This window comes from Pseudooceanicola sp. LIPI14-2-Ac024 (genome assembly GCF_042188925.1).
Taxonomy (GTDB): domain Bacteria; phylum Pseudomonadota; class Alphaproteobacteria; order Rhodobacterales; family Rhodobacteraceae; genus Pseudooceanicola.
The window spans coordinates 1,172,550-1,183,241 of sequence record NZ_CP170102.1 but is presented as its reverse complement, the minus strand read 5'-3'; the positions used below and the strand labels follow the sequence as shown (position 1 = coordinate 1,183,241).

Here is a 10,692-nt window from a genome sequence, read left to right as displayed (position 1 = left end):
CTTACTCCGCCGCGATGGCCTGCCGTTCCGGCAGGTCGCAGAACCGGCGCGCGGCCTCGCCGGACAGGTGGGCGATCCGCCCGCCGCTGATCGTGGCCTCGATGGCGCGGGTGTCCGGGTCGACCACCACGAGGTCGGCCCGCTGCCCGGCGTCGAGCGTGCCGCGGTCGGCAAGCCGCAGGATCTCGGCCGGGCGGGAGGAGATCATCGCCCAGGCTTCGGGCAGGTCCATCACGTCCTCGTCCACCAGCCGCCACGCGGCCCCGGCCAGCGCCGGGTAGTGATAGTCCGACACCAGCGCATCGCAGAGCCCGTCGCGCACGAGGTCGATGGCCGCGATGTTGCCGGCCTGGGACCCGCCGCGCAGGATGTTGGGCGCGCCCATCAGGACCGGGTCGCCGACCGCCCGGGCCAGCGCCGCGGCGGAGCGCGAGGTCGGGAATTCGCAGATCTTCGCCCCGATCATGGAAAAGGTTTCCCGCGTTTCGCCGTCGGTGTCGTCGTGGCTGCCGTAGATTACGCCAAGCGCGTCGAAGCGTTCGGCCAGCTTGCAGAGGTAGCGCGGAACGTCGCGCGCCTGCGTCTTGGCGGCCGAAACGGCGGCGATGTGATCGTCAGGGCTGCGTCCGGCCCGGCGGGCCCATTCAAAGAACTCGGCCGGGCGGGCCGAAGCGATGGCCAGCGCCTCGTCCAGGTGGTTGTTGAACACGACATAGCCCACGCCGTGCGCCGCGATGGTGTCGAGCAGGTCCTCTGCGGTGTCGGTGGTATGCGTCTCGCACCGGATCTGCACCCGCAGGTCGGTCAGCATACGGGGCCGGTGGTCGTCGACCGCGGCCAGCAGGGCGCGGGCAAAGTCAGGGCCGCGGTGGCCGCCTTCCCAAGACCAGCTCTGCGCCATGTAGGCGGTTGTGATCCCGTTCGCCGCCGCATCCCGGTCGGTCGAGGCGAGGCCAGTGGCGATCGGGAAGGGCGCGGAGGGGCGCGGTGCGATGTGGCGTTCGAAGCTGTCGCCGTGCAGGTCCACGATGCCGGGCAGGACGAGGTAGCCGGACAGGTCCACCTCGGGCAGCCGCGCGTCCGAGATCACCCCGTCGGCCAGGCCGATGGTGCCGGGCCGAAGGGCACCGTCACGCAGGATCTGTGCGCCGGTCAGGCGCAGGGCGGGCAGGGGGCGGTGCATGGGGACTGCTCCTCGGTTTGCCCTGTGGATAAGGGAACTATGTATCGCGGCGATGACATGGGGGTGTCCTGTCGGTGAAAAGGCTTGGGCGGCAATACGGCGGGGTGCGGTTCAGTCGTTGTCGAGCGTTAGGGTGACCCGGTCTCCGGCGAACCAGGTGTGTCCGTACTCGACCGGACGGCCCTGAGGATCGACGTTGATGCCGACCGCGCGCAGGATCGGGTCTCCCTCGCGCAGGCGCAGGTGCAGCGCCTGGGTGGCGGTGGCGGGCTTGGCCGTGAGGCGGGTCGAGGCGCGGGTGAAGTCGGTGACGCCGCATGCCGCCAGCGCCCGGGTCACCGAGCTCGTCTCGGCCAGGCGGTCGAGCAGGGCGGGAAACCGTTCGGCGGGAAAGACCGAGCGGAAGACGGCCATCGGCTGCCCGTCGGCGAGCGAGCGCCCCTCGCTCACATGCACCGGCGTGCCTGGCGCAAGGTCGAGTGCGCGGGCCTCGCGTTCGTCGGCGGCGCGGGTTTCCTGTGCCAGGATCTCGCGTGTCGGCAGGCGGCCTGCGGCGCGCAGGTTCTGGTGGAAGCGCACCCTGCGCCCGATGGGATAGTCGGTCGGCACCTGTTTGACGAAGACCCCCGCACCGCGCCGCGCGTGCGTCAGGCCCAGGTCGGCCATCTCGGCCAGGGCGCGGCGGACGGTGTGGCGGTTGACCCCGAACCGCGCCGAAAGGTCGGCCTCGGTCGGCAGCTTGTCACCGGGCACATAGCGCCCCTCGGCAATGTCGGCGGTCAGTGCGGCCGATATCGATTGCCAGAGCGGCGTCTTCCTCGGCGCGGCGGCATATGCGGTCTCTGTCATCAAATCTTCACCTGTTTGGCCCTTGTGCGACTTGGGTAGGGTCGGTATGGATTTGTCTAGTTGTATAGTTATCTAGACAAATCCGCAAGGTGTCGCATGACAGAGCTTTCGCCCCAAAAATCCGAACGCAAGGCGTGGATGTCGCTGCTGGCCAAGGCGCCGGCGGCCGAGGTCGTGCGCCTGTGGCAGGCCCATGGTGCCGCGCCGGAGTTCTCCTGGCTGCGCGCGCCCGAGGTCGGCGCGGTCATGGTGCGGGGCCGGGCAGGGGCTGTCGGGGCGCCCTTCAACCTGGGCGAGATGAGCGTCACCCGCTGTTCCCTGCGGCTGGCGGACGGCACGGTCGGGCACGCCTACGTGCAGGGCCGCGACAAGGACAAGGCGCAGATCGCGGCGCTGGTAGATGCGCTGATGCAGACGGCCGAGGCGGACGGTCTGCGCAAGGTGATGCTCGACCCGCTGGCGGCCGGTCTGGCCGAGGGGGCGACGGCGCGCGCCGCGCGGGCCGCAGCCACCAAGGTCGAATTCTTCACCATGGTGCGGGGAGAGAACGCATGACCGACACGCAAACCCTCGAAGGCGGTTTCGTCGATGCGGCGGTCGGCGCCTCGCACGCCTTCCGCGCCGCGATGAACGCCATGGCCCGCCCCGGACGGATCGAAGAGATCGCGGGCGGCGCCGCGCCGGCTCCGGTGTCCCCGGCGGCAGCAACCCTGCTGCTGACGCTCTGCGACCAGGAAACGCCGCTGCACCTTGCGGGCGACCATGACACGCCCGCCGTGCGCGACTGGGTGGCCTTCCACCTCGGTGCGCCGCTGGTCGGCAAGGGGCAGGCGATGTTCGCCCTCGGCAGTTGGGGGGCGCTTGGCAAGCTCGCCGACTATCCCCAGGGCGAGGCAGAGTATCCCGACCGTTCAACCACGCTGATCGTCGAGGTTGATGCGCTGTCTGGCGAGGGCACCCGCCTCACCGGGCCCGGCATCCGGACCGAGGCGCATCTGAACCTGCCCGACCCCGACCAGTTCCGTCGCAACGCGGCGCAATTCCCGCTCGGGGTCGATTGTTACTTCACCTGCGGCGGCCAACTGGCGGCCCTGCCGCGCAGCACGAGGATCGGCTGATGTACGTGGCAGTCAAGGGCGGCGAGCGCGCCATCGATAACGCGCACGAATGGCTGGCCGAGGAACGGCGCGGCGACGTGGCGGTGGCCGAGCTTTCGGTCGCGCAGATCCGCGAGCAGTTGGCGCTGGCGGTGAACCGGGTGATGGCCGAGGGCTCGCTCTACGACCCCGACCTGGCGGCGCTGGCGATCAAGCAGGCGCGCGGCGACCTGATCGAGGCGATCTTCCTGATCCGCGCCTACCGCACCACGCTGCCCCGGCTGGGCCTGTCCGAACCGGTGGACACCGGCGCGATGGCCGTCGACCGCCGGATCAGCGCGACCTTCAAGGACCTGCCGGGCGGGCAGGTGCTGGGGCCGACCTTCGACTACACCCACCGGCTGCTCGATTTCGCGCTGGCCGCCGAGGGGCTGGACACACCGCGGGCACCGCAGGGCACCGCCGCCGAGGCGCCCGTCCCCCACGTGACCGAGTTCCTTGATCGCGAAGGGCTGATCCAGCCCGAGGCCGACAGCGACGCGACGCCGCCGGACCTGACACGCGAGCCATTGAAGCTGCCTGCCGGCCGCCCGCTGCGGCTGCAGGCGCTAACCCGGGGCGACGAGGGCTTCGTCCTCGGCATGGCGTACTCCACGCAACGCGGCTACGGCCGCAACCACCCTTTCGTGGGCGAGCTGCGGATCGGCAAGGTCACGGTCGAGATGGAGGTCCCTGAACTCGGCTTCGCGGTCGAGATCGGCGAGGTCACGGTGACGGAATGCGAGACGGTGAACCAGTTCACCGGCTCCAAGACCGAGCCGCCGCAGTTCACCCGCGGCTATGGGCTGGTCTTTGGCCAGACCGAACGCAAAGCGATCTCGATGGCGCTGGTCGACCGCGCGCTCCGCTGGGCCGAGCTGGGCGAGGACAACGTTGGCGCCCCGGCGCAGGACGAGGAATTCGTCCTTTACCACGCCGACAACATCCAGGCGTCGGGCTTCCTCGAACACATCAAACTGCCGCATTACGTGGACTTCCAGTCCGAACTTGAACTGATACGCAAACTGCGGCGCGAGGCGGAACAAGCCACCCGGCGGGAGGCGGCGGAGTGATCGGGTCAGTCGCCATCCCCGTGCGGATCATCCTGCGGACGCTGGTTCATCCGGCTCTTGCGGGCCTTGCCGAACGCGCCGGTCAGCACCAGCACGCAGGCCACCGCGACGATTGCAAAGAACACGAACTCCATCTTGGAACTCCCGTTTCCCGGCCCGGAGGCCACCATGTCTGACTACAACTTCGCCTATCTCGACGAGCAGACCAAGCGGATGATCCGCCGCGCGATCCTCAAGGGCCTGGCCATCCCCGGCTACCAGGTGCCCTTTGCCAGCCGCGAGATGCCGATGCCCTATGGCTGGGGCACCGGCGGTGTGCAGGTGTCCGCCGCCGCGATGACGCCCGACGATACGTTCAAGGTGATCGACCAGGGCGCCGATGACACCACCAACGCCGTCTCTATCCGCAAGTTCTTCGAACGCACCGCGGGTGTTGCGGTGACCGAAAAGACGGCCGAGGCCACCATCATCCAGACCCGCCACCGCATCCCCGAGGACAACCTGACCGAGGACCAGATCCTCGTCTACCAGGTGCCGATCCCGGAACCGCTGCGCTTCCTCGAACCGTCGGAGGTCGAGACCCGCAAGATGCACGCGCTCGAGGAATACGGGTTGATGCACGTCAAGCTCTACGAGGATATCGCCCGCCACGGCGAGATCGCCACCGCCTATGCCTACCCGGTGATGGTCGAGGACCGTTACGTGATGGATCCGTCGCCGATCCCCAAGTTCGACAACCCCAAGATGGAGATGGCGGCGATCCAGCTTTTCGGCGCGGGCCGGGAACAGCGCATCTATGCCCTCCCGCCCTACACCAAGGTGGTCAGCCTCGATTTCGAGGACTACCCGTTCGAGCCGACCCGCGCGCCGCATGACTGCGGGCTCTGCGGATCGGGCGACAGCTACCTCGACGAGGTCATCATGGACGACGCGGGCACCCGGATGTTCGTCTGCTCCGACACCGATTACTGCCGCGCCCGCCGCGAGGCCGGGCATCGCGGCGCCATGGCCGCCGAAGGGGAGGCTTTCGCATGAAGGACATGAGCATCCAGGACCGCCCACTGCTGCAAGTCGAGGAGCTGTCGCGCTACTACGGCGAACGCATCGGCTGCGAGGGCGTCAGCTTTGACCTCTGGCCGGGCGAGGTCATGGGCATTGTGGGCGAAAGCGGTTCGGGCAAGACGACCCTGCTGAATTGCCTCGCCGGACACCTCGCGCCCGACGAGGGGCGGGTGCTCTTCGACATTGATGGCGCGCCGGTCGACACCGTGACGATGAGCGAACCGGCGCGGCGCAAGCTGGGGCGGACCGACTGGGCCTTCGTGCACCAGCACGCCGCCGACGGGCTGCGGATGAACGTGAGTGCAGGCGGCAACGTGGGCGAGCGGCTGATGGCCGTCGGCGCGCGCCACTACGGCGACATTCGCGCCAGCGCGCTCGACTGGATCACCCGGGTCGAGATCCCGGGCGACCGGATCGACGACCGCCCGACCGCCTTCTCGGGCGGGATGCGGCAGCGGCTGCAGATTGCCCGCAACCTCGTCACCGGGCCGCGGCTGGTCTTCATGGACGAACCGACCGGGGGGCTCGACGTCTCGGTCCAGGCGCGGCTGCTGGACCTGCTGCGCGGGCTGGTGCGCGAGATGGGGCTGTCCGCGATCATCGTGACCCACGACCTTGCCGTCGTGCGGCTGCTCGCCGACCGGCTGATGGTGATGAAGGACGGCCACGTGGTCGAAACCGGCCTGACCGATCAGGTCCTCGACGATCCGCAACACGCCTATACCCAATTGCTGGTCAGCTCGGTGCTGCAGGTTTGACCCGCGCTCGCCACCACACATATCGGAGCCTGACATGATCCGTATCGAGACCCTTTCCAAGACCTTCACCCTTCACAACCAGGGCAGCGCGGTGATCCCGGTGATGGCGAACGCGGAGTTCAGCGTCGCGCCCGGCGAATGCGTCGCGCTCACCGGCGAGAGCGGGGCCGGCAAGTCGACCCTGATGCGGATGATCTACGGCAACTACCTGGCCGCGTCGGGCCGCATCCTGATCGGCGGGACCGACATCGTCACCGCCACCCCGCGCGAGATCCTGGCGCTGCGGCGGCACACGCTGGGCTATGTCTCGCAGTTCCTGCGCGTCGTGCCCCGCGTCCCGACCCGCGAGGTCGTGGCCGAGCCGCTGCTGGCCACCGGAACACCGCCCGAGAAGGCGCGCGCGCAGGTCGAGGACCTGCTGGCGCGGCTCAACATCCCCGAGCGGCTCTGGTCGCTCAGCCCAACGACCTTCTCGGGCGGTGAACAGCAGCGGGTGAACATCGCCCGTGGCTTTGCCTATCCCTATCCGGCGCTGCTGCTGGACGAGCCGACCGCCAGCCTCGACGCGCAGAACCGCGAGACCGTGCTGCGGCTGGTCGAAGAGGCCAAGGCACGTGGCGTGGCCATCGTCGGCATCTTCCACGACGAGGCGGCGCGCGACCGGCTCTGCGACCGGCAGATCGACGTGACCCGGTTCACGCCCGGCAGGGCGGCATGAGCGCCGGACGCCTGATCGCCGTGGTCGGCCCCTCCGGGGTCGGCAAGGACAGCGTCATGCGCGCGCTGGTCGCCGCGAAACCCGGCATGCACCTGGTGCGCCGGGTGATCACCCGGCCGTCCGAAGCCGGTGGCGAGGATTTCGAGGGCGTGACCGAAGGCGAGTTCGCGGCCCGCGACGGGGCAGGGGCCTTCGCCCTCTCCTGGCCGGCCCACGGGCTGCACTACGGCATTCCCCGCGCGGTCGAACAGGTGCTGGCCGAGGGGCACGATGCGGTCGTGAACCTGTCCCGCGCCGTCCTGCCCCGGGCGCAGGCGCGTTTCCCGGGCCTCGTGGTGATCAGCCTGACCGCCGATGCCGGGACGCTGGCCGAACGGCTGGCTGCGCGCGGCCGCGAGGACCGCGAGGAGATCGCCCGCCGCCTGGCCCGCGCCACCTTCGCCCTGCCGGACGGGATCGACGCCGTCGAGATCGACAACACCGGGCCGCTCGACGACACCGTCGACTGCATCCTGGCCCACCTGATGCCCGCAAAGGTCTGAGAATGCCGAAAGACACCCACCCCGTCACCGAAACCATCCTGGGCAACGTCCAGCTCGTGCTGCCCGACGCGGTGCGCCCCGGCCACCTGGTGATCCGCGACGGGCTGATCGCCGAGATCGACACCGGGACGGCACTCCCCCGCGGCGCCGAGGACTGCGGCGGCGATTACCTGTCACCCGGGCTGATCGAGCTGCACACCGACAACATCGAACGCCACATCACCCCGCGCCCCAGGGTGCAGTGGCCGCACCACGCCGCCATCGTGGCGCATGACAGCGAGCTGGCGGGCTGCGGCATCTCGACCGTCTTCGACGCGATCCGCGTCGGGTCGATCGTCAGCAACGCGGGCGTCGGCTATCGCCGCTACGCGCGGTCGATGGCGGACGAGATCCTCGCCATGCGGGCCTGCGGGGCGCTGAAGATCAGCCATCACCTGCACCTCAGGGCCGAGACCTGCTCGGAAACGCTGGTCGAGGAGCTGGCTGAGTTCGGCCCCGAGGACCGCGTCGGCATCGTCAGCCTGATGGACCACACGCCGGGCCAGCGCCAGTTCACCGACATCTCCAAGTTCTCGGACTACGTCCGCAACAAGCACGGGCTCTCGCAGGAGGCGTTCGACGACTACATCGTCTACCTTACCGGCCTGCACGCGAAGTTCGGCGCCCGGCACGAGGCCGCCGCCGTCGCGGCCGCCCGCCGCTACGGCGCGGCGCTGGCCAGCCACGACGACACCACCGCCGCGCAGGTCGCCGTGTCGCGCGACCACGGCGCCCGGCTGGCCGAGTTCCCGACCACGGTCGCCGCGGCCGAGGCCTGCCGCGACGCCGGGATCGCCGTCATCATGGGCGCGCCCAACGTGGTGCGGGGCGGATCGCATTCCGGCAACGTCTCGGCCATGGACCTGGCCGAACGCGGGCTGCTGGACATCCTGTCGTCGGACTACGTGCCGGCCGCACTGCTTCTGGCAGCGGTGCAACTGGGGCAGGCCTGGGATGACCTTTCCCGCGGGATCGCCACCGTCACCGCCGCGCCGGCGCGGGCCAGCGGCCTCGGCGACCGGGGCGTCCTGGCGCCGGGGCTGCGGGCCGACCTGCTGCGCTTCCGGCTGATCGACAACGTGCCGGTCACGCGCGGGCTCTGGGTGCAGGGCGCGCGCGTCGCCTGACGGAAAAGGCGGTGCCCGTGCGGGCACCGCCTTGCCTCCGGCGGGAGTATTTTCGGCAAGATGAAGCAGGGCGCGCCGCCGTGCTTTCCCCTGGTTCCGTATCCCGGGGGCGCGGGGGCAGAGCCCCCGCGGCGCAACCTCAGCCGGCCTTGGCCATCCGCTTGCGTTCGTGCGGGTCGAGGTAGCGCTTGCGCAGGCGGACCGCGTTCGGCGTCACTTCGACCAGCTCGTCGTCGTTGATGTAGGCGATCGCCTCCTCCAGCGTCAGCGTGACCGGCGTGGTCAGGCGCACGGCCTCGTCCGTGCCCGAGGCGCGGACGTTGGTCAGCTTCTTGCCCTTCAGCGGGTTCACTTCCAGGTCGTTGTCACGGGAATGCTCGCCGATGATCATGCCGGTGTAGACCGGGGCCTGGGCGCCGATGAACATCTTGCCGCGATCCTCGAGGTTCCAGAGCGCGTAGGCCACGGCCTCGCCGTTCTCCATCGAGATCAGCACGCCCGCGCGGCGGCCCGGGATCGACCCCTTGTGCGGCGACCAGCCGTGGAAAACGCGGTTCAGAACGCCGGTGCCGCGGGTGTCGGTCAGGAATTCGCCGTGGTAGCCGATCAGCCCGCGCGACGGGACATGCGCGACGATCCGGGTCTTGCCGACGCCGGCCGGCTTCATCTCGACCAGCTCACCCTTGCGGGCACCGGTGATCTTCTCGATCACCGCGCCGGAGTACTCGTCGTCGACGTCGATGGTGGCTTCCTCGATGGGCTCCATCATCTGGCCGTCCATCTCCTTCATGATCACCTGCGGGCGCGAGATCGACAGCTCGAAGCCCTCTCGGCGCATGTTCTCGATCAGGACGCCCATCTGTAGTTCGCCGCGGCCCGAGACCTCGAAGGCCTCGCCGCCCGGGGTGTCCTTGACCTTGATGGCGACGTTGACCTCGGCCTCCTTCAACAGCCGCTCGCGGATGACGCGGGACTGCACCTTCTTGCCGTCACGCCCGGCAAGCGGGCTGTCGTTGATGCCGAAGGTCACGGTGATGGTCGGCGGGTCGATCGGCTGGGCTTCCAGCGGTTCGTCCACGGCCAGCGCGCAGATGGTGTCGGCCACGGTGGCCTTGGCCATCCCGGCGATCGACACGATGTCGCCCGCGGTCGCTTCCTCGATGTCCTGCTGGGCGAGGCCGCGGAAGGCGGTGATCTTGGTCACGCGGAACTGTTCGATCTTCTGGCCGATGCGCGACAGGGCCTGCACCGTGGCGCCGACCTTGAGCTTGCCGCTTTCGACCCGGCCCGTCAGGATCCGGCCCACGAAGGGGTCGGCGCCGAGGGTCGTGGCCAGCATGCGGAAATCTTCGTCGATGTGCTTGAGCTGCTTGGGCTTCGGCACGTGGTTCACGATCAGCTGGAAAAGCGCCGAGAGATCCTTGCGCGGCCCGTCCAGTTCGGCATCGGCCCAGCCGGAGCGGCCCGAGGCGTAGAGATGCGGGAAATCGAGCTGGTCCTCGTCGGCGCCGAGGTTGGCGAAGAGGTCGAAGCATTCGTCGAGCGCGCGGTCGGGTTCGGCATCCGGCTTGTCAACCTTGTTCAGCACGACGATCGGACGCAGGCCAAGGGCCAGAGCCTTGGAGGTCACGAACTTGGTCTGCGGCATCGGGCCCTCGGCCGCGTCGACCAGCAGGACCACGCCGTCGACCATCGACAGGATGCGCTCGACCTCGCCGCCGAAATCGGCGTGGCCGGGGGTGTCGACGATGTTGACCCGCGTGCCCTTCCACTCGACGCTCGTGCATTTCGCGAGGATGGTGATCCCGCGTTCGCGTTCGAGGTCGTTGCTGTCCATCGCCCGTTCGGCCACGGCCTGGTTGGCGCGGAAGGCCCCCGATTGTTTCAGAAGCTCGTCCACGAGCGTGGTCTTGCCGTGGTCCACGTGGGCGATGATGGCGATGTTGCGCAGGTCCATGGGTATCTCTCTCAGGAATTGCGGCCCGCCTATACTGCATCCGCAGAAAAAGCCAGAGGCAAAGGCCCCGCGGACCGGCCCCGGGGCGGTGGTGACGCGGCGGCGCGGAGCAGGCGGGCGAATTCGGTGCGATTACATGTATTTGACATGCAATTTTCGCTTTCCGCCCGGCGGAATTATGCTTGCATCCCGGGGGACGTTCGATAGCTTGTCCCTTCAAGCGACCGGGGAGAGGTCGCGCAAGGGAG

General features: G+C 69.1%; 12 protein-coding genes. 8 read left to right on the top strand and 4 right to left on the bottom strand.

What is annotated here, in order from left to right; translation table 11 throughout:
- Window position 1 precedes the first annotated feature (1 nt).
- Together ACE2AC_RS05775 and phnF are read right to left on the bottom strand one after the other, a co-directional pair.
- Window positions 2–1,183 carry an alpha-D-ribose 1-methylphosphonate 5-triphosphate diphosphatase gene (locus ACE2AC_RS05775; RefSeq protein WP_375691159.1) on the bottom strand — a complete coding sequence of 394 codons (1,182 nt, stop codon included), beginning with the start codon at window positions 1,181–1,183 and terminating at the stop codon, window positions 2–4.
- Window positions 1,184–1,294: 111 nt separating this feature from the next.
- Entirely contained in the window at window positions 1,295–2,032 is a 738-nt protein-coding gene (phnF, locus tag ACE2AC_RS05770) for a phosphonate metabolism transcriptional regulator PhnF (RefSeq protein ID WP_375691158.1), read from the bottom strand.
- A 96-nt stretch (window positions 2,033–2,128) separates the two neighbouring features.
- Between phnF and phnG the strand changes: the two genes are divergently transcribed.
- The 3 genes from phnG to ACE2AC_RS05755 are packed head-to-tail and all read left to right on the top strand — an operon-like array spanning window position 2,129 to window position 4,241.
- Complete coding sequence (gene phnG, locus ACE2AC_RS05765; RefSeq protein WP_375691157.1) at window positions 2,129–2,587, top strand: phosphonate C-P lyase system protein PhnG; 459 nt, start codon at window positions 2,129–2,131, stop codon at window positions 2,585–2,587.
- Window positions 2,584–3,150 (top strand): phosphonate C-P lyase system protein PhnH, encoded by a 567-nt coding sequence (phnH, locus tag ACE2AC_RS05760; RefSeq protein ID WP_375691156.1) that lies wholly within the window; start codon window positions 2,584–2,586, stop codon window positions 3,148–3,150. The genes phnG and phnH overlap by 4 nt, the downstream gene beginning before the upstream one ends.
- Window positions 3,150–4,241, top strand: coding sequence for a carbon-phosphorus lyase complex subunit PhnI (locus ACE2AC_RS05755; RefSeq protein WP_375691155.1), 1,092 nt, complete (start codon window positions 3,150–3,152; stop codon window positions 4,239–4,241). The genes phnH and ACE2AC_RS05755 overlap by 1 nt, the downstream gene beginning before the upstream one ends.
- A gap of 5 nt (window positions 4,242–4,246) precedes the next feature.
- Here ACE2AC_RS05755 and ACE2AC_RS05750 read toward each other — a convergent pair whose 3' ends face one another.
- On the bottom strand, window positions 4,247–4,375 hold the full coding sequence (locus ACE2AC_RS05750) for a hypothetical protein (RefSeq protein WP_375691154.1): 129 nt from the start codon (window positions 4,373–4,375) through the stop codon (window positions 4,247–4,249).
- Window positions 4,376–4,409: 34 nt separating this feature from the next.
- On the opposite strand from ACE2AC_RS05750, the gene ACE2AC_RS05745 reads away from it, so the two are divergent.
- The 5 genes from ACE2AC_RS05745 to ACE2AC_RS05725 are packed head-to-tail and all read left to right on the top strand — an operon-like array spanning window position 4,410 to window position 8,487.
- A complete protein-coding gene (locus ACE2AC_RS05745) occupies window positions 4,410–5,276 on the top strand; it encodes an alpha-D-ribose 1-methylphosphonate 5-phosphate C-P-lyase PhnJ (protein WP_375691153.1) in 867 nt (288 codons plus the stop codon).
- A 5-nt stretch (window positions 5,277–5,281) separates the two neighbouring features.
- Window positions 5,282–6,061, top strand: coding sequence for a phosphonate C-P lyase system protein PhnK (gene phnK, locus ACE2AC_RS05740; RefSeq protein ID WP_375692073.1), 780 nt, complete (start codon window positions 5,282–5,284; stop codon window positions 6,059–6,061).
- Window positions 6,062–6,095: 34 nt separating this feature from the next.
- The gene (gene phnL, locus ACE2AC_RS05735) at window positions 6,096–6,779 is read left to right on the top strand and encodes a phosphonate C-P lyase system protein PhnL (RefSeq protein WP_375691152.1); all 684 of its coding nucleotides are present in this window, start codon (window positions 6,096–6,098) and stop codon (window positions 6,777–6,779) included.
- Window positions 6,776–7,321, top strand: coding sequence for a phosphonate metabolism protein/1,5-bisphosphokinase (PRPP-forming) PhnN (gene phnN / locus ACE2AC_RS05730; RefSeq protein WP_375691151.1), 546 nt, complete (start codon window positions 6,776–6,778; stop codon window positions 7,319–7,321). The genes phnL and phnN overlap by 4 nt, the downstream gene beginning before the upstream one ends.
- 2 nt (window positions 7,322–7,323) lie before the next feature.
- The gene (locus ACE2AC_RS05725) at window positions 7,324–8,487 is read left to right on the top strand and encodes an alpha-D-ribose 1-methylphosphonate 5-triphosphate diphosphatase (RefSeq protein ID WP_375691150.1); all 1,164 of its coding nucleotides are present in this window, start codon (window positions 7,324–7,326) and stop codon (window positions 8,485–8,487) included.
- A 139-nt stretch (window positions 8,488–8,626) separates the two neighbouring features.
- Here the strand turns inward: ACE2AC_RS05725 and typA are convergent, their stop codons facing one another.
- On the bottom strand, window positions 8,627–10,444 hold the full coding sequence (typA, locus tag ACE2AC_RS05720) for a translational GTPase TypA (protein ID WP_375691149.1): 1,818 nt from the start codon (window positions 10,442–10,444) through the stop codon (window positions 8,627–8,629).
- Window positions 10,445–10,692 lie beyond the last annotated feature (248 nt).